At 72.1% G+C, this 19,032-nt stretch carries 11 protein-coding genes; 2 read left to right on the forward strand and 9 right to left on the reverse strand.

Going from position 1 to position 19,032, the window contains the following annotated elements:
- Positions 1-204 precede the first annotated feature (204 nt).
- From OGH68_RS07415 to OGH68_RS07430, 4 genes are read right to left on the reverse strand one after another with little or no spacing between them, the layout of a single operon-like run.
- On the reverse strand, positions 205-1,185 hold the full coding sequence (locus OGH68_RS07415; RefSeq protein ID WP_264242527.1) for a hypothetical protein: 981 nt from the start codon (positions 1,183-1,185) through the stop codon (positions 205-207).
- On the reverse strand, positions 1,182-4,610 hold the full coding sequence (locus OGH68_RS07420) for a DNA polymerase III subunit alpha (RefSeq protein ID WP_264242528.1): 3,429 nt from the start codon (positions 4,608-4,610) through the stop codon (positions 1,182-1,184). The genes OGH68_RS07415 and OGH68_RS07420 overlap by 4 nt, the downstream gene beginning before the upstream one ends.
- A gap of 14 nt (positions 4,611-4,624) precedes the next feature.
- Positions 4,625-6,139 carry an MFS transporter gene (locus OGH68_RS07425; protein WP_264242529.1) on the reverse strand — a complete coding sequence of 505 codons (1,515 nt, stop codon included), beginning with the start codon at positions 6,137-6,139 and terminating at the stop codon, positions 4,625-4,627.
- Entirely contained in the window at positions 6,136-6,768 is a 633-nt protein-coding gene (locus OGH68_RS07430; RefSeq protein WP_264242530.1) for a TetR/AcrR family transcriptional regulator, read from the reverse strand. Before OGH68_RS07430 ends, OGH68_RS07425 begins: the two co-directional genes overlap by 4 nt.
- Positions 6,769-6,870: 102 nt before the next feature.
- On the opposite strand from OGH68_RS07430, the gene OGH68_RS07435 reads away from it, so the two are divergent.
- Positions 6,871-7,908: a DUF3533 domain-containing protein gene (locus tag OGH68_RS07435; protein WP_264242531.1), complete on the forward strand. Its 1,038-nt coding sequence runs from the start codon at positions 6,871-6,873 to the stop codon at positions 7,906-7,908.
- 469 nt (positions 7,909-8,377) lie between these two features.
- Here the strand turns inward: OGH68_RS07435 and OGH68_RS07440 are convergent, their stop codons facing one another.
- Complete coding sequence (locus OGH68_RS07440) at positions 8,378-9,463, reverse strand: S1 family peptidase (protein ID WP_264242532.1); 1,086 nt, start codon at positions 9,461-9,463, stop codon at positions 8,378-8,380.
- Positions 9,464-9,819: 356 nt separating this feature from the next.
- On the opposite strand from OGH68_RS07440, the gene OGH68_RS07445 reads away from it, so the two are divergent.
- Positions 9,820-10,650, forward strand: coding sequence for an alpha/beta fold hydrolase (locus tag OGH68_RS07445; protein ID WP_264242533.1), 831 nt, complete (start codon positions 9,820-9,822; stop codon positions 10,648-10,650).
- Between the two features lie 15 nt (positions 10,651-10,665).
- Here the strand turns inward: OGH68_RS07445 and fxsT are convergent, their stop codons facing one another.
- The 4 genes from fxsT to fxsBH all read right to left on the reverse strand — a co-directional run bounded on the left by fxsT (position 10,666) and on the right by fxsBH (position 18,999).
- Positions 10,666-14,607, reverse strand: a complete 3,942-nt coding sequence (fxsT, locus tag OGH68_RS07450; RefSeq protein ID WP_264242534.1) for an FxSxx-COOH system tetratricopeptide repeat protein — start codon at positions 14,605-14,607, stop codon at positions 10,666-10,668.
- Positions 14,591-15,928, reverse strand: a complete 1,338-nt coding sequence (locus OGH68_RS07455) for a TIR-like protein FxsC (protein WP_264242535.1) — start codon at positions 15,926-15,928, stop codon at positions 14,591-14,593. Before OGH68_RS07455 ends, fxsT begins: the two co-directional genes overlap by 17 nt.
- A 115-nt stretch (positions 15,929-16,043) precedes the next feature.
- Positions 16,044-16,751, reverse strand: coding sequence for an AAC(3) family N-acetyltransferase (locus OGH68_RS07460; RefSeq protein WP_264249953.1), 708 nt, complete (start codon positions 16,749-16,751; stop codon positions 16,044-16,046).
- 58 nt (positions 16,752-16,809) lie between these two features.
- Entirely contained in the window at positions 16,810-18,999 is a 2,190-nt protein-coding gene (fxsBH, locus tag OGH68_RS07465) for a radical SAM/SPASM protein FxsBH, inactivated beta-hydroxylase extension form (protein ID WP_264242536.1), read from the reverse strand.
- Between the last annotated feature and the right edge of the window lie 33 nt (positions 19,000-19,032).

The following is a 19,032-nucleotide window of genomic DNA, read 5'->3' on the forward strand; positions in this document are numbered from 1 at the left end:
TCGATGGCTGGATTTGCTGTGCTCACGACAACTTACGCGCCAGTAACCACCACTGGGAAGTTACGCGTCGGTAAAGCCTGACTATTCTTCAGGACTTACGAAACGACCTGTAGCGCAGGTCAGAACCGTGCCGGGGCACCGAAGAGGGCCGCTGCGGCGCGCTCGGAGCCGGTCCGTCCGGACGCGCCCGGGGCCGCCGCGAACTCAGGCCGCCAGCGATCCCGGCACGACGGCCCGCGGGCCGAACTTCGCCCGTGCCCGGTCCGCCACTTCCTCGAGCCTGCGCGCCCGTTCGTCGGCCGGATCGAACGTCAGCTGCCGTGCGGCCCGTTCGGCCGCCGTCAGGTCCTCGGCCCGCAGTGACAGGCCCCGCACCCTGGCCCGCTGGAGCCCGAGCGCCGCGTGGAGCGCGTACGCGGCATCGGCGAGTGCCGCCGAGTGGGCGGTCGGCTCGCGCAGGGTGCGGGTGCGGGTGGTGGTGGAGCGGTCGGCGTAGCGCACAGTGAGCGTCAGCTGCCGACAGACCTGGTGCTCGCCACGCATCCGTGAACCCAGCTCCCCGGCGAGCGAGAGCAGCGCCCTTCGGTGCTCCGTCTGGTCCAACTCGTCGAGGTCGAAGGTGCGTTCGGCGGCGATGGAGCGGGAGAGGGCGTTCGGGACGACCGTCGCACGGTCGATGCCGCGTGCCCGTTCCCACACCTCGCGCCCGGCCCGCGCGCCCAGGATCCGCTGGACCACGGCGAGCGGCGCGGCGGCGAGCCGGCCGACGGAGTCGAGTCCGTAGGCGCACAGGGTGCGGGCGGTCACCGTCCCCACCCCGTCGAGCGCGCCGACCGGTTTGCCGGCCAGGAAGGCCGCGGACTCCTCCTCCGTCACCACCAGGGTCGTACCGGGTACGGCCTCCCGTGCCGCCATCCTGGCGAGCATGGGTACGGGGCCGGCGCCGATCACGCAGTCCACGCCGCAGTGGGCGAGCGCCCGCACCCGCAGCAGCGCGGCGAGCTGGGCCGCGTCCCGCCCGAAGTACCGCTGCGCGCCCCGGACGTCGACGAGTGCCGCGTCCGGCGGCAGCGCCTGGACGACGGGGCTGATGTCCTCGGCCAGGGTGAGCAGCGCGGGCAGCGCCGTCTCGGCCCCCGCCGTCGGGAGCGCGGGCGTCGGCAGGAAACGTACGTAGAGGATCATCCGGCGCTCCCCGGGCTCTGGTGCCACAACTTCCTTCCGCTCGCGACCCCTTCGCCGGCGGGCTTGAGGTCGGCCCACGGGTTGAGCTCGTAGCCGGTCGGCAGCTGGATACGGCGGCCGTCGCCGGGGGCCGCCTCCCCGTCCTCCGGCATGGGTGCCGCCAGCCGGGCGGCCACCGCGTCGAGGCCGCCGGTGCGCCGCAGTTCCACCAGCTCCGCCAGGTTCCAGGCGGCCGAGCCGACCACACTGATGCTGCGCGGTCCGCGCCGCTGCACCACTCCGCGCACCAGCAGCAGCCAGGAGTGGAAGACGGTGTGGGCGCAGGCGGCGTGGCTGTCGTCGAAGAAGGCCAGGTCGACCAGGCCGGTGCCGTCGTCGAGCGTGGTGAAGATGACCCGCCTGCCGGAGCGGATCGGCGGTGTCTGGGTGGCCGCCTTGGCTCCCGCGACGAGCACCGTCGCCCCGTGCGGCGCGCCGCGCAGCCGCTGCGCGGAGAGCACGCCCAGCTCGGCCAGGAAGGCATGGTGGTCCGACATCAGATGGCGGGAGGCGTCCATGCCGAGCACACCCAGCTCGGCGCTGAGACGTTCCGCATCACCCAGATCGGGCAGCCCGACGGGGGCGGTCCTCTGCCCCTGGGCGAGCGGGAGCTGGCTGCCGTAGGAGGCGGCGCCGCGCCGGCCGCGGTGCAGTTCGGCCAGGTGCAGCAGCAGGTCGCGGCGGTTGGCGCCGAAGGCGTCGAGCGCGCCGACCTGGGCGAGCCGCTCGGCCACCGGCCGCGAGGGGCAGGCCCGTTGCCAGAAGTCCAGCAGTGAGGAGTACGGCTGCCCGGCCTCGATACGGGCCGCCTCCGCCTCGCTGATGCCGTGGACGTCCGAGAGGGCCAGCCGCAGTCCCCACCGTCCGGAACCCACATCGTCAGACACCAGTTCGATTCGGTGAGCGACCGCGGACCGGTTCACGTCCAGCGGCAGCACCGGCACCCCGCGCCGCCGCGCGTCCGCCAGCAGCAGCCGTTTCGGGTACATCCCGGGGTCATGGGTGAGCAGCCCGGCGTAGAAGGCCGCCGGGTGGTGCGCCTTGAGCCAGGCCGACTGGTACGTCGGCACGGCGAACGCCACCGCGTGCGCCTTGCAGAAGCCGTAGGAACCGAAGGCCTCGACGATCTCCCAGGTGCGTCCGATCACCTCGGTCGCGTATCCCCTCGCCGCGGCGTTCTGCGCGAACCAGACCTTGATCCTCCCCTGCGACTCGGGGTCGGACAGACCGCGCCGCACCCGGTCGGCCTCGTCCCGGCCGCAGCCGGTCATGATGTCCAGGATCTCGATGATCTGCTCGTGGAAGACGACCACCCCGTACGTCTGGCTCAGTGCCTCCTCGAGGTCGGGGTGCGGATAACGCGCGGGCGCGCGGCCGTGCCGGGCCTCGATGAACGGCCGCACCATGTCGGCCGCGACCGGGCCGGGCCGGAACAGCGAGATGTCGACGACCAGGTCGCCGAAGGTCTCCGGCTGCAGCCGCCCCACCAGGTCGCGCTGGCCGGGCGACTCGATCTGGAAGCAGCCCAGCGTCTCGGCCGACTTGATGAGCCGGTAGGTGTCCGGGTCGCCCGGCGGTACGGCGTCGATGTCGACCTCCTCGCCGCTCGCCCGCCGCACCTCGGCGACCGCGTGCGCCATCGCCGACTGCATCCGCACGCCGAGGACGTCGAGCTTGAGCAGCCCGAGCTCCTCCACGTCGTCCTTGTCGAACTGCGACATGGGGAACCCCTCGCCGCTGGTCGGCACCACCGGCGTACGGGTGAGCAGCGAGGCGTCGGAGAGCAGCACGCCGCACGGGTGCATGGCGATCCCGCGGGGCAGCGCGTCCAGCGCCTCGACCAGCTCCCACAGCCTGCCGTGCTCCTCTTTTGCCACGCCGCGCAGTTCGGGCAGTTCCTCCAGGGCCGCGCGGGCGTCGCGGGCCCGGATGTGCGGGAAGGACTTGGCGATCCGGTCGATCTCTGCCGGGTCCATGGACAGGGCGGCGCCCACGTCCCGTACCGCGTGACGCACCCGGTAGGTCTCGGGCATGGCGACGGTCGCGACCCGTTCCTCGCCGAAGCGGCCGATGATCGCCCGGTAGACCTCCAGCCGGCGGGCGGACTCCACGTCGATGTCGATGTCGGGCAGGACCCGGCGGCGCTTGGAGAGGAAACGTTCCATCAGCAGTCCGTGCTCGACCGGGTCGGCGTGCGCGATGCCGAGGAGGTGGTTGACCAGACAGCCGGCCCCGGAGCCGCGCGCCGCGACACGGACGCCCATCCCTCTCACGTCGTCCACCACCTGAGCGACCGTCAGGAAGTAGGAGGCGAAGCCGTGGTGGGCGATGATGTCCAGCTCGTGGTGCATCCGCTCCCAGTACTCGCGCCGGCCGTCGTAGCCGCGCAGCACCATTCCGGCGGCCGCCCGGGAGGCCAGCACCCGCTGCGCCGTGCGGTACTCGGCGCCGACGAGGGCGGGCTCCGGGAAGTGGACGCTGCCGATCCCGAGGTCGTCCTCGGGATCGACCAGGCACTCGGCGGCCGCCTCCTCCGTCATGGCGAGCAGCCGGTGCGCGAGGTCGCGCCGGAAACCGGCGGCCTCGGCGACCTGCTCCGCGAGGCGGGCCATCGCGGCCGGTTCCTTGAGCCAGCGCTCGCCGCTGTCGAGACCTTTGCGCGGGTCGATCGGCACCAGGCGGCGGGCCGCGTCGAGAACGTCGGCGACCGGACCCTGGCCGGGGTCGGCGTACCGGACGGCGTTGGTCAGCACCGCCCGCACGCCCTGCTCGGCGGCGAGGCCGAGGGTACGGGCGGCGTGCCGCAGCGAGCCGGTGCCGGTGCCGGTGCGGCCGTGGTGCACGACCTCCAGACGCAGCCGGTCCCCGTACCGTTCCCGCCAGGGCGCGAGCAGCTTGGCGGCACGGTCGGGACGGCCGGCGGCCAGCGCCCTGCCCACCTCGGAGGACGGGCCGAGCAGCACGGTCAGCCCGTCGCCGTGGTTGCCGTCCCAGGGCAGCAGCGGGCTGCGCGGATCACTCGCATGGGCAGCGGTGATCATCCGGCACAGCTCGGCCCAGCCGCGCCGGTCGCGGGCGAGGAAGACGGTGCGGGGCGCGGACTCGTCGACGAACGCTCCGCCGCGCACCGGTGTCCGGCGCCGCTCGGCGGGACCGTCCTGGCGCTCCCGCTCCCCCACGGCGAGGTCGACCCCGAACACCGGCCGCACGCCCTCCTTGGCGCAGGCAGAGGCAAAGCGGACCGCACCGGCGAGGGTGTCGCGGTCGGTCAGCGCGAGGGCGTCCATGCCGCGCTCGGCGGCGGAGGCGGCCAGCCGCTCCGGGTGGGAGGCCCCGCATCTCAGGGAGAACCCGGAAACGGTGTGCAGATGCGTGAAGCCTGACATCTACACCTCCTGGATCAGTCGTTCTCACCTCCCCCGTCTCCACCATAGACCAGTTTCGAACATGCGTACGACACATTGTCGCCACCCGGCGCACCGGCCTCAGCAGTGCGCCCCGGCCCTGGCCGGACGGCTCCGGAACGGCCCGGCAGAAGGGCTCCGGAACGGCCCGGCAGGGCGGCCGCCAGGAGCACGCCGACCGCCGCCACGGCGGCGAGGACCGTCAGCGTGGATCCCGTCGCGGAGACGGACACCCCCGTGGACACCGGTCCCCCGCCCGGCGCACCGAGGGACATCAGCGTGGTGGCCGCGGCCACCCCCAGCACCGGTCCGACGTTCATCGCGGTCTGCTGGAGGCCGCCCGCCACACCCGCGTGCTCGGCGGGCGCACCGCGCACGACGACCGCCGTCGCGGCAACCATCACGGCGCCGAAACCGGCACCCACCAGGAGGAAGGCGACGCCGACCGCCGTCACGCCGGACGCCCGGTCGAGGCGGGACAGCACAAGGGCACCGAGGCCCAGGAGGGACATCGCCACGGCGGTCGTCCGGCGCGGACCGTGACGGCGCAGCAGTACGGCGGCGACCGGCGCGCCGAGAACCATCGCCGCCGGACCGGGCAGCGCCCGCAGAGCGCTGTGGAAGGGGTCGAGGCCGAGGACGCCCTGCAGGAAGTAGACGCCGGTGAACAAGGCCCCGAACAGCACCGCCGACGCGCACACCAGGACGCCCAGCGCCGAGGCGACGGCCACCGGCCCGAGCACCTCCGGCGGCACCAGCGGGAACCGGGTGCGCCGCTCGTGCCGCACGAACACGACACCGGTGACCACGGTCGCGCACGCCCCTGCCGCGGTCGCCGCCCCACCGGGCTCCGGCACACCGACGAGCGTGTGCACCAGACAGGCCAAGGTCACCGCCAGCAGACAGGCCCCGGGAAGATCGAGCCGCTTCCCGGCCCCCTCCACGGGCTCCGGGCCCCGTACGGCGAGGACGAGCAGCCCGATCACCACCGCCGGAACGACATTGAGGAAGAAGACCGCCCGCCAGCCGAACGGCGCGGCCAGTGCCCCGCCGACCAGCGGCCCCGCGGCGGCCGCCAGCCCAATGGCACTGATGCGCAGCGCGATGGGCATCCCCAGCCGGTCGGGCGGGAAGGCAGCCCGCAGCATGCCGAGAGTGGCCGGCTGGAGCAGCGCCCCGAAGACCCCCTGCACCACGCGCAGCGCGATCACCCAGCCGATGTCCGGGGCCAGGCCGATCGCGGCGGAGACCGCGCCGAAGCCGAGGATGCCGACGGCGAACACCCGCCGGTGGCCGTACCGGTCGCCGAGGCGGCCGGCGAGCACGAGCAGGCTCGCCACGGCGATCAGATAGCCGGTGCTGGTCCACTGGACCTGTTCGAAGGAGGCGTCCAGGTCCCGTTGCATCGTGGGCTGCACAACGGTCAGCACCGTCCCGTCGAGGGCGACCAGCGCGGCGCCCACGACGCTGCCGCTCAGCGTGATCCGCCGGCGGCCCGCGCCCACCGTCACCGGGATTCCCGGCCGAGGTGGGCGTCCAGCACGGTGCGCAGCAATGGCTCGACGTCGTCCGTGCCCGTCGCGAGCTGAAGACTGCCCCAGCCCCACAGCTGCGCGATGCCGTGAAGATTGGTCCACAGCGCGGTCGCGACGACCTGCGGCGGGGCGTCCCCGGGGCGCGGCCGTACCCGGGCCACCGCGTCCACGAACCTGCCGAAGAGCGGCAGGCTGGTCTCCCGCAGGCCGAGATGTCCGCTTTTCAGCAGGTCGTGGCGGAACATCAGCTCGAACATGCCGGCGTCGGTCCGCGCGAAGTCCAGATAAACGCGGCACAGCGCGGCCACCCGAGCGCGCGGGTCCTCACCGTCGTCGCCGCCGTCCTTGCCGTCGCCACCGGTCACTTCGCCAGTCACTTCGCCGGTCACTGCGGCGGCCCTGCGCGCCAGGTCGGCGAAGCCTTCACGGGCGATCGCGGACAGCAGCGACAGATGGGTCGGGAAGTAGCGGCGGGGCGCACCGTGCGAGACCCCCGCACTGCGGGCGATCTCCCGCAGGGACAGCGCCTCCACTCCCCTGCCGGCCACCAGCTCGACCCCCGCCGCCACCAGCCGGGCCTGCAGGCCCTCGTCGTGTTCGCTCATAGACACTGTCTACCGCACGGGGTAGACAGTGTCTACGCCGACCGTTCAGCCATTCGGCCCGTACCGCCTGCGGGGCCAGCAGGTGCGGTCGAGCGTTGGGCCATGGCACAGACATACGACGGGCCGCACAGGGGCTTCCTCGGCGAGATCAAGGACGCGGTGAGCCTGCGGGCCGCCGCCTTGGTCATCGGGGTGCTGGCCCTCCAGCTCGGCTTCATCACGTCGTACATCGGCGCTTTCCACCAGCCGGAGCCGGACAGGATCCCGCTGGCGGTCACCTCGCCCGACACCCAGTTCGCCGACGAGGCCCTCTACCGGCTCGAACGGCTGCCGGGCGACCCCATCGAACCGCGCACCGTCGCCGACGAGACGGCGGCCCGGCGGCAGATCATGGACCGGAAGGTCGCCGGGGCGCTCGTCATCGACCCGCGCGGCACCACCGACCGGCTGCTGGTCGCGGGCGGCGCGGGCGGCGCGCTCTCGCAGGCGCTCACCGAGGTCGTCACCAGGGTCGAACGGTCACAGGGCCGCACCGTGCAGGTCGTCGACGTGGTCCCCGGCGCGGCGGGCGACGCGCGCGGGCTCTCCTCGTTCTACCTGGTGGTCGGCTGGTGCGTCGGCGGCTATCTGTGCGCGGCGATCCTGGCGATCAGCGCGGGCGCCCGGCCCGCCAACACGAGCCGCGCCGTCATCCGGCTCGGCGCACTGCTGCTGTACTCGATCGCCGCGGGGCTGCTCGGCACCGTGATCGCGGGCCCCGTACTGGACGCACTGCCCGGCAGTGTCTGGGCCCTGTGGGGGCTCGGCACCCTGCTCGTCTTCGCCGTCGGCGCGGTGACCCTGGCGCTGCAGGGACTGGCGGGGATCATCGGCATCGGCCTGGCGATCCTGCTGGTCGTGGTCCTCGGCAACCCGAGCGCGGGCGGCGCGTATCCGTACCCGCTGCTGCCACCGTTCTGGCAGGCGATCGGCCCGGCGCTGCCACCGGGGGCGGGCACGTACGCGGCGCGTTCGATCGCGTACTTCCGGGGGAACGGGGCGGGCGGGCCGATGCTGGTGCTGGCGGCGTGGGCGGTGGGGGGTGCGGTGGTGACGATGGCGTGCGCGGTGGGGCGCCGGGCGCCGGCGCGGCGGGCGTGACGTTTCCCCTCCCCGCCCCTTCCCGAACCGGGCTCCGCCCGGACCCGTCTTACGGGGGCTCCGCCCCCGTACCCCCGCGCCTCAAACGCCGGCGAGGCTGGTGCTTGCCGGTCTCGTCGGGGCTCCGCCCCGAACCCCGCGCCTCAAACGCCGGCGGGGCTGGGTGTGCCCGACGAGGCTCGATGCGCCGCCGGCTGGTTTGCCGCGCAGCGGCATTTCCGGCCCGGCCGTTGTTTGAGGCCACCACGCGAAGCGCGGCGGGGGGCGGAGCCCCGAACACCACCCGAAGGCAGGCCGGGGGCCCGGGGTGGAGCCCCGAGCGGGGCCCGGGGGGCGGAGCTCCCGGTTTCGTGGAAGGGCGGGGTGGGGGAACGGCCCCGCGCAGCGGACCCGCACGCATCCGCGACGCCACCGCGCCGGCCCCGTCACGTCGCACGTGACGGGGCCGGCGCCCTCAAAAGACCCGGCGTCAGCCGATCTCCGCGCCGAAGACCGACAGCGCCTCCGTCACCGGCTGGAAGAACGTCTCGCCGCCCGACGTGCAGTCGCCGCTGCCGCCCGACGTGAGGCCGATCGCCGTGTCGCCGGAGAAGAGCGAACCGCCGCTGTCGCCCGGTTCGGCGCAGACGTTCGTCTGGATGAGGCCCTCGACGATGTCGCCGTTGCCGTAGTTGACCGTGGCGTCGAGCCCGGTCACCTCACCGTCGTGGACCTGGGTGGTGGAGCCGCTGCGCGTCACCTGCATGCCGACGGTCGCGTCACCCGCCTGGGTGATGGCCTGCGAGCCGCCGTCGTAGAGGTTGACCTCGCTCGGGTGCTCCGTGGCGCCGTCGTACTTCACCAGTGCGAAGTCGTTGCCCGGGAACTGCGAGTCCACCATCGTGCCGATCGGCGCGCCACCCGCCGAGTCGGACCACTGGCTGCCGGACTGTCCGCAGTGTCCGGCGGTGACGAAGTGCGGCTGGCCGTCCTTGACCACGTTGAAGCCGAGCGAGCAGCGCCCACCGCCGGTGTGGATGGCGTCGCCGCCGGCGATGAAAGGCTTGAACTCGCCCGCGGTCTTCTTGAGCTCCGCCTTGGCGCCGAGGCCTTCGACGACCTTCTGCAGCTTGGCCCAGTCGGCGCCGTCGACCGTACGGTCCGCGGTGACGAGCACCTTGTTGGTGACCGGGTCGGTCGCCCAGGACGTACCCGGGATGGTCGCCTTGTCCGAGAGTGTCTGCCGTGCGCTCTTCAGTTCGACGAGGGTGTTCTCGACGATTCTGGCCCTGCCGCCCGCTTCGCGCACCGTCTGCGCCGCGTCCTCGCTCAGCACGTTCACGACGAGCGCCTTGGTCCCGGCGTCGTAGTAGGCGCCGGCCTCTTCGGCGCCCAGGTCCGCCCGCAGCGTGGCGGCGAGGTCACCGGCTGCCGGGGCGGTGAGGGTCTTCACGTCGAACTGCGCGGTGTTGTCACTGGCGTTCGCGCTCTGGAGTGTGACGCCCGCGGCGATGACGGCGACGATCGCGCCGCCGGCCACTGCCGCTTTCCTCTTGGGTATGCGTCGGTGCTTCAACTTCGACCTCCTGTGGGGGCCGCGCCCGGACAAGTGGGGTGCCCCGGCGCGGAGGATGAGCCGCCCACTATTCCGAGGCGTCGCACTCGCACACAAGGTCGACTGTTGGACGGGCACACGACAACACGGGTGCGTTCACAGCCTCTTCACAGGCTCCGGGGGTACCGGGTCCGGAATGACGGGGCCGGTCCGTCCTCTGATGGGTAATCATCGGACGGGCGGGGAAGCTCATGATGTCTGCACAGGACATGTAACCAGACACCGGGACATGCCCGACGGGCAGGTCGCAGGACACGTACGGCGAAGGGGGCGTTCGGGTGCGACGTCGGGTGCGCGTGTCGGACGGACGGCATCTGATGGTGGAGCGACTGGGCGACCCACGCGGCAGACCGGTCTTCCTGCTGCACGGCACGCCGGGCAGCAGGCTCGGCCCCGCGCCGCGCGGCATGGTGCTGTACCAGCGCGGCACCCAGCTCATCGCCTACGACCGGCCGGGGTACGGCGGTTCCGACCGGCTCGCGGGCCGCAGCGTCGCCGATGTCACCCAGGACGTACGGGCGATCGCCGACGAACTGGGGCTGGAGCGCTTCGCCGTCGTGGGCCGCTCCGGCGGCGCGCCGCACGCGCTCGCGTGCGCGGCGCTGATGCCCGACCGGGTCACCCGTGCCGCCGCGCTGGTGACCCTCGCGCCGAGGGACGCGGACGGCCTGGACTGGTTCGAGGGCATGGCCGCGTCGAACGTCACCGAGTACACCAGCGCCTCCGCCGACCCGGCCGGTCTCGTGGAGCGGTTCACGCTGCGCTCCGCCGAGATCCGGCAGGACCCGGTGCGGCTGCTGAACGATCTGCGCAGGGAGCTCACCGACTCCGACCGCATGGTGGTCTCCGACGCCGGCCTCAGGTCCATGCTGCTGCGCAACTACCAGGAGGCGCTGCGCACTTCGGCGTACGGATGGATCGACGACGCGCTCGCGTTCTGCAGCCCGTGGGGCTTCGACCCGGCCGACATCCAGGGCCCGGTGATGCTGTGGCACGGGGAGAAGGACGTCTTCTCCCCGGTGGGCCACTCCCGCTGGCTCGCCCAGCGCATCCCGGGCGCGACGGCCGTCCTCGAACCGGCCGCCGCGCACTTCGACGCCTTCCACGCGCTGCCCCGCGTCCTCACCTGGCTGCTCGAGGACGCCTGACGGCCCGCTCACGGGTCATACCGCGAGCGGCTCCAGGTCGCGGTAGACCCGGCGTTCGTCCTTCGCGATCCGGGTCAGCGCGTGCTCGTCGCCGAGCAGCCGCTGCAGCTCCTCGACGGCCTCCGCCCGTGTCCGCGCCGCCTCGTCCTTGCGTCCGATCAGCCCGAGCGTGACGGACATGTTGGAGGCGATGCCGAGCACCTCGGGGTGGTGCGCGCCGAGCACATTGCGCAGCCGGGTCACGGTCCGCCGCTCGATCTCCAGCGCCTCCTCGCAGTTGCCCAGGTCCGCGAGGGCGTTGGCGAGGTTGATCGTGCTGTACAGAGCGTGCGGATGGTTCTCGCCCAGCACCTCCCGCATCGTCGCGACGACGCTCTGCAGCAGCTGCTCCGCGGTCTCGGGCATCCCGCAGCCCCACTCGTAGATCCCGAGGTTGTTGATCGCGGCCAGGGTGTACGGGTGCTCCTCGCCCGGCACCTGCCGGTACTGGTCGACGACCTCCTGGGCCAGGTCCCGGGCCGCCACCGGCTCACCCGCGGCGAACAGGTCGGCCGCCAGGTTCAGGTCGCAGGCCAGGGAATCCGGGTTGGCGGAGGTGTACTTGGCGCGGTAGCGGTTGCGGGCCGAGGTCGTCAGCCGCCGGGCGTCCTCCAGCCGGCCGGCCCTGCGCAGCGACACCGCGAGGCTCTTGGCCGCGGCCAGGGTGCCGGGGAACGTCCGGCCCAGCTGCTCCTTGTAGACGTCGTAGGTGCGGCTGAGCACGGCCACGGAGTCGTCGTACCGTCCGACCTCCCTGAGGTCGCGGGCAAGGTTCATCGCGGAGTTCAGGGTGTACGGGTGCTCCGGGCCGAGCACCTCGCTGCGCCGGTCGAAGACCTCCTGGTCGATCTCGCGGGCCCGGGCGTACTGCCCGACCATGCGCAGGTTGAGCGCCAGGTTGTTGGCTGCGGCCAGGGTGCGCGGGTGGGATTCGTGGAAGATCTGGCTGAACCCCTCGTGCGCCTCGGTCGCCAGCTCCATGGCCCTCTCGTAGTCGCCGAGCGTGCCGAGGTCCATCGCGAGTCCGCTGGTGGTCATGTACGTGTGCGGATGCGTGGGGCCGAGGACCGCGCGCTGCCGCTCCAGGGTGACCTCGTCGAGGTCCTTGGCCTCCACGTAACGGCCCTGGGAGCGGAGGATGTTGGAGAGGTGGAAGCGCAGGTACAGATACTGCAGGTCGTCGTTGCCCAGGATGTCCTTCCATGCCTCGCGCAGGTCGCTGGCGAGGGCGTGGGCGGTCTTCCAGTCGCCGCGCTTCCACAGATAGCGCACCCGGTCGATCAGCAGCCGGCGGGTCTCCGGCTCCTTGCAGTATCTGGCCTCCGAGGGGCCGAGGTGCGGCCAGATGGTGTTGAACCGCGGCCACGTGTCGGGATTGTCGATCGGCTCGTCGTCGTCGGGCCTGGCGCCGGCGAGGATGCGGTGGACGGCGTGGCGCGCGTCCATCTGCTCCTCCTCGCTGAGCTGGGCCCGGATGACGGCCTGCACGAGCCGGTGCACCTGGATGGAGTTGGAGACCTGGTCGACCTTGGCGAGGGCGAACCGGCCGATCTCCCGGATGACTCTGCCGAGGACCAGCTTCTCCTGCAGGGAGGCGTCGTACGGCTTGAGGGCCTCGATCATCTCCTTGCTGTAGAGGAGGTTCGCGGAGATCGGCTCGGGAGCGAAGAAGGCGCACAGCTGGAGCAGCCGGACGGCCGCGGGCGAGCGCTCCTTGAGCCGCTCGATGGACACGTTCCAGGTGGCGGCGACCGGCTCCGGGTATCCGACGGGCTGGTTGAGCGCGAGAACGCTCGCGGCCTGCTCACGCAGCTGTTCCAGGTACGCGGCGACCGGGGTGGCGGTCTCCGCGATCCAGGCCGCGGCCTGTTCGACGGCGAGGGGCAGGTCTCCCACGGCGGTGGCGACCTGGTCGGCGTCCTCGGCGCTCAGACCGCGGGCACGCCGCTGGATGTGCTCGATGGACTCCTCGCGCATGAAGACGTCGACGGGCAGCGCGTCGCCGTACTGCGACCAGCTCTGGTTCCTCGACGTGACCAGCACGTGCCCGGGCCCGCCGGCGGGGAAGTACCGCTTCAGCTGCTCGGGGTCGTCCGCGTTGTCGAAGACGAGCAGCCAGCGTTTCGACGGCACTCCGCGCCGCAGCAGGTCTATGGCCTCCTGGGAGGCGGCGGCCATGTCCTCGCCGCCCTGCGCGCCGAGGCGGACGGCGAGTTCGGCGAGTCCGGCGATCACGTCGTCGGGCTGCTCCGCGGAGATCCACCAGACCAGGTCGTAGTCGGCCATGAAGCGGTGGACGTATTCGAGGGCCACCTGGGTCTTGCCGACGCCGCCGAGACCGTAGAGGGTCTGCGGCTGCGGCAGCACCGCGGCCACGGACATGCCGCCGCCGAGCTGGTCCCGCATCCGTTCCAGGACCACGGAACGGCCGGTGAATCCGGGGTTGCGGGGCGGCGCGTTCCAGATCTTCGGCACCGTTCCGGGGAACCGCGGGCCCGGTGACGACGGCTCGGGGAGCTGCACCGGGCGGTCGAGGGCACGCAGCAGCGCACCGGTGGCATGCATCTCGTCGAGCCGGAACAGGTCGACGGGGTTGCGGTCGATGTAGGGGGTGGTCAGGCGGACGTCGCCGACCCGGATCGGCAACAGATGCCGCCGGCCGCCGCTCGGGTCCTCGGCGGCGGCGCGCTGGAAGACCTCGACGGCTCGTGCGGACTTGAGGTACGCGCTGGACAGCAGCACCACCGTGCGCGCCGCGTTCTCCGCGGAGGCCGCGTCGAACTCCACCGGGTCGAGTTCCGCCGACACGTCGCGCGGCACGACCCGGAAGCCGGCGCGGCTGAGCACGTACTCGACCCAGTCGGCCCACATGCGGTTCTCGGCGACGTAGCTGAGGAACAGGTCGGCGGGCAGGGCGGGGCGGCGGCGGGTGAAGGCGTCCCTGATACGCAGCCGGACGTCCTCGTTGACGGGTGGCATCGAGGTGATCTGTCCGTCGGTGACGACGGTGGCGAGCCGTTCGAAGGCGGAGAGCAGTGAGCTGGTGAGCCCGGCCTCGTCCCCGAAGGTCGCGAGTGTCTCCTCGTAGGCGTAGTACGGCCGGTAGGGGATCTCCACCGCGCCCCAGTAGGCGGTGGCCTCCTCCGCGGTGAGGCCGGTGGGGAACCGGTCGAACTTCAGGCGCGCGAGGGCCCGTCCGGCGTCGGCCTTCTCCTTCTCGCCCTCGTCGATGCGCATCGGCACGGGGAGGATCTTGATGCCCCGGCCGCCGTACCGCTCGTCGATCTGCCGGGCGACCGAGGCGGCACCGTCGATCGACTGGTCGCTGAGCGTGAAGCAGTCGACGAGGACGTCGGGCAGATGGACGGTGCAGATGTCGGCGATGTCGCTGAGACCGGTGCGGCTGTCGATGAGGACGTAGTCGTAGTTGGCCTTCATGTCGTCGCGCAGCGCGTCGAAGAAGTGGCCGCCGCCCAGCCGGTCGTAGAAGTTGTCCCAGTCGAAGGTGGAGACGGTGGCCGAGTACTCGCGGTTCTGCTTGCCCGCGGAGACGAAGTCGAGGGTGCCGCCCTCGGGGAACTCCCAGCCGAGGCTCTCCGGGGTGAGGGAGACGGCGTGCGGCTGTATGCGCGCGTACTCCACGTGCCAGTCGGCGCGGCGCGGCTCGGGATTGGTCGCGGCCCAGGCGAACTCGGTGATCAGGTCGATGACACCGGTGGTGGCGCCGAGCGTGGACGGGTCGAGGAAGGGGTGGAAGAAGCGGTGCAGGCCGGGTGCTTCAAGGTCCCAGTCGACGGCCAGGACCCTCTTGCCGTTCGCGGCGAGGATCCAGGCCACGTTGGCCATGGCCATCGTGCGTCCGGTACCTCCCTTGTACGAGTAGAAGGTGACGATGCGCCCGTCACGACTGGCTGTCATCCGTGTCCTCCGCATCAGGGGCGATGTCACGCACGTTCGGGACGAAGTGGGTGGTGCTGTACTCGGCCATCGGGCCGCGCAGCCGCGGCCGTTCGCTGTGGCTGCCGCCGCCCGGCGGGGCCGGTGGGAAGACCTCCGCGTGGCGCAGGTACTCCTGGGCGGCCGCCTCCACCACCTGGGGCAGCAGCTGCCCGAAGGCCTCCATGGTGTACACGCCCCTGGCCGCCGCCTGGCAGGCCGCACGGCCGTGGCCCATGTGGTGCGGCATGGTGCGTTCCAGTTGCTCGATCAGCACGGCCTCCGATTCCCTGCTGCTGTCCGGGTCGTCGCGGTTCCAGGGGACGACCACGCTCACCCATGGGCGCGGCACCGCGTCGAAGGCGGCGAGCTTGCGACGCCGTTCCTCGTTCTCCAGGGCCCAGCGGTCGACGAGCAGGATCTCGGGGCGGGTCGGCGGCTGGCCGGCGGCGGCCAGGGGCTCGTGGTCGAACGAGGAGACGGTCGGCTGGTAGTTGAGGGAGCGCACCAGGTCCTGCGCGATGGACGCCAACGGACGTGCGGAGTCCGGGTGGTAGGGGTTCCAGTCCTGTGGCTGCTTGCCGTAGAAGTCGGCGGACCGGCCGGGTGGCAGATCGTGGCTGGTGGGCGCGGCGACGGTGATGTGCATGGGGCGCGGGCCGACACTGGCTCTGCCGAAGGCGCTCGGCGCCTGGCGGAACTCGACGGGGCTGCCGGGCGCCAGCCGTGTGGTGTCGGCGACACTCACGATCCGTTTCGCCAGCTCGTAGACGGCGGCCTCGTACTCCTCGGCGAATATCCGGAGCTTGATGAGCCCGTAGAGACCGTCGGTCACGTAGCGGTCGCCGAAGGCGCGGTGGTTGAACTGCAACCGTTCGGCGGGGCCGGGGAGTTGCTCGGGCGGCATCGGCACCCATAACGCCGGGACGATCGCCTCCGCGGGACGGTTGCTCTTCGCATGGTGGTAGATGGCCCGCTGGGCGAAGGCGTACCACTCCTTGCCGCACATCTCGCTGGCGAAGTAGCGGGGGGAGAAGAGCGGGACGAAGACCCGGCAGCTGGCCAGCACTTCACCGAGCCGTTCGGACCAGCCCTCCCCCGAGCGTATCTCCCGGTCCATGAAACCGGCCGGGGCGCCGGCCGGGAGATCGGTCATGGCCATCACGTGGCCGACCAGGTCGCGGAACAGCCGCTCGACCCACATGTCCGGGTCGGGACCACCCGCTCCGTACCGCGGTGTGTGCGCGTAGCTCAAGAAGAAGTACGGCCGATGGTCCGCCGCCCGCTGCGCTGAATCCGACACACGACCCCCGTCCTGCGTGAACGCCCGGCCCGACACCCAGCATCAGTGGAAGACGCGAGCGAATTAATCATTCCGGAGCGGGTCACACTCCATCCCCCCGCCGTTCGGTCAATCATCACCGCTTTTCGGTCATCCAATCCTTCGCATGGTCGACCGCTTTCCTGATCGAGAACAGTCTTGCGGTTCTTCCACCGAGTTGTCCGCTTCGTTCCACCCCCCAGGAAAAGGCGGCCCCGACCGCCTCGAAATCACTGTCGTCCAGCACGACGTCCGTGTACTCGGCCCATTCGGAGCCGCCCTCCGGCCCCGTCACCACACAACGGTAGGTCCGTACGGCGGATTTGACGCGGTACTCGGCAAGATGGAACGCGGTGCATTTGGCGAAACCCACATTGATCATCAGCACCTGTGCCCCGGCCCGGTAGAGCGCGCCCAGCGGTGAGCGTTCGCCGAGATGGCAGTCCAGAGGGTGCTCCGCCAGCAGTTCCGCGGCGCGCCGGCCCAGCGCCGCGAACGATGTCTGCGGATGCGCGCTGCGCCGGGCCCCCGCCGCGGTGCGTACGGACTCGGCCAACCGGCCCATCCCCTGGCTCGGTGTGGTGGCCGGGTCGAAGGCCGGCATGTCCGCCCGGAAGGCCGCCGCCTGCTCGGGTGTCATGCCGCGCACCCGGGCCAGATACGCGGAGGAGGTGTCGGAGTTCTCCGCGGTGAAGGCGGGCACCACCAGCGTGCCGTCGGGGCCGAGGACCTCGAGCAGGGCGTCACGCAGGGTCCGTGCGCCGAGGCCGGTGCCATGCAGGGAGGCGTGGACGAGGAGGGTCATGCCGCGGCGCACGCCGAGGTCGCGCAGTGCCCGGACCGGGCCGTCGCCGCGTAACGGGTCAGCCACCGACCGCCTCCGTGTGCAGGGCGGCGATCAGGCGCTTGCCGCTGACGGTCGGTTCCGGTGCGTCGCGCAGGGTCTTGAGGGCGAGGACGGCTTGGGCCGTGGCCGCCGGATCGAGGGCCGCCAGGGCGACGCGTTCGTACGCCCCCGCCAGCAGCCTGGAGGCCGGCAGCGGCTCGTCCTGCCAGGGCGCGGGGTGCAGCCAGGCGCCGTCCTCGGCGAGCAGGTCCGTGACTTCGCCGGCGGCGCGGAGCTTGGACCGGGCGAAGCCCCGCAGCAGTGCGGCCGCCAACTCGGCGGGCGGGCCCTGCAGGCCGAGGCCCAGCGCGCCGTAGGCGTGCCGCCCGACGGCCGATCCGGTGCCCCGCAGGGGCGTCAGAGTGGTGAGGGAGCCCGCGAGTTCGGTGGCCCGCTGCGGCGCGGCGTCCCTCAGCAGCTCCCAGGCCGCCGCGAGCGCCTCGGTGTCCCCCGCGGGGCCCACCGGCTCGCCGAAGCAGTCCCGGTAGGGGTCGAGGTCGTCCAGCACGAGCTGCGGCCAGCCGTCGAGTCCGGGCCGGCGCAGGGGCCGCCAGCCCGCCTCGGGCCGGTGCGGGTGTACGCGTAACGTTCCGTGTCCCGGTACTCGCACGACCAGTTCGTCCGGGGTGCCGCCGACCTCCGCCTCGCACGGCCCGCCGTGGGCAGTAAGCCGCAGTTCGCCCAGCGTCGGCAGGACGAGCGTGCCGGTGGGGCAGCCGACCCGTACGGGGGTGCCCAGCCCGCTCCGTACGGCCGCGGCGGCCACGTAGCACTCCAGGCGCAGGGCGAGCCCGACGGCGTCCGGTCGCCCGGCCCGCAGCGCTTCCAGACAGGCATGGAGCCAGGTGCGGGTGTACGGGTGCGCGTAGATCTCGTCCAGGCCGAGCGAGGTCTCGTCGATCGTGGACGCGAGCTCCCAGGCGGCCGACCACCGTTCGCCCCCGCGTCCGCCGAGTTCCTCGTTGAGCCCGGCGAGGGTGTAGCGGGTGAGGTCCTGCTGGAGGATGAGCAGCGCCTCGGGGTCGGTCACGGCAGGAGATGCGGTGGCGGGTGCCGTGCGCTCCTCGATGCCGAGGATCAGCGCCTCGAGGTCGTTGCAGTATACAGAGGTGTTGTCGAAGCCGGAGCCGCTCGCGTACCGGTGGGTGTAGAGACCGCCGCCGCAGGAGCGGACGACCGGGCACTGACGGCATGTCGGGCTCACGCCCTCCAGTCCGAGCTGGCGGGCCCTGACGCCCGGGTGGCGGGCCACCTCGTCGAAGGAGTGCCGGAAGAGGTCGAACCCGGTGGCGGCCGCGCCCTCGTAGGCGCTCTTCAGCGAGTCGACCTGTTCCAGGGTGCCGTCGGTCTCGACGACGACGAGGTCGGAGGGGGCGAGGCCCAGGGACTCGGTGAGGCTGGGGCCGCCGGCCAGGGTCGAGAGCACGGAGTCGAAGAGCCGCACCGGCACGGGCCTGCCGCGGTCGTCCCAGCGGTCGAAGACCTCGAGGATCCAGTCGGCGTAGGCGGTGGGTGACCCGTCCGGGCGGGCCGGCGGGTCGTCCCAGGTGGCGTGGGGCAGCAGGAAGTCGATCCGCGGAGGTTCGAGTTCGGCGAGGGCGTCGTACACGGCGACGGGGTCGTTGGCGACGTCGACGGTGCACAGCAGGCCGAGATAGAGGTGGCGGTAGCGCTCCTGGCGCAGCAGGTCCACGGCCCGCAGGACGAGCGGGTGGCTGGTGCGGCCGTCCGCGTAGCGGCGGTGGCGGTCGTTGGCGCTGCGGTCCCCGTCGAGGGAGATGCCGACCCGGACGTCGAATTCGTCGAACAGGTCGAGATAGCGGGGGCTGAGCTGGATCCCGTTGGTGTGGATCCTCAGGTCGAGTGCGGCGACGTTGTCGAGGGCTGCGGTGAGCTCCTCGCAGACGCGGCGCAGACGCGCGGGGCCCGCCAGCAGAGGCTCCCCTCCGTGCAGGATCACTGACACGGAGGGCAGGGCATGGCTCTTGGCATGCTCGGCCAGTCGCAGAGCTGTCCAGGAAATCGCTTCGTCAGAGATTGCCTTCGGGCGGGTACGCCAGCTCTGATCAGCGTGTTCGTAGATGTAGCAATGATCGCAGGCAAGATCGCACCTGCTGTGGACCTTCACAACGATCTGCTGGAAGGGGACCAGTGGGGGCCCTGTCATTCCACCAGTCTAGGGCCAGTGCGAAGCCCTCCG

The organism is Streptomyces peucetius, from assembly GCF_025854275.1.
Classification (GTDB): domain Bacteria; phylum Actinomycetota; class Actinomycetes; order Streptomycetales; family Streptomycetaceae; genus Streptomyces; species Streptomyces peucetius_A.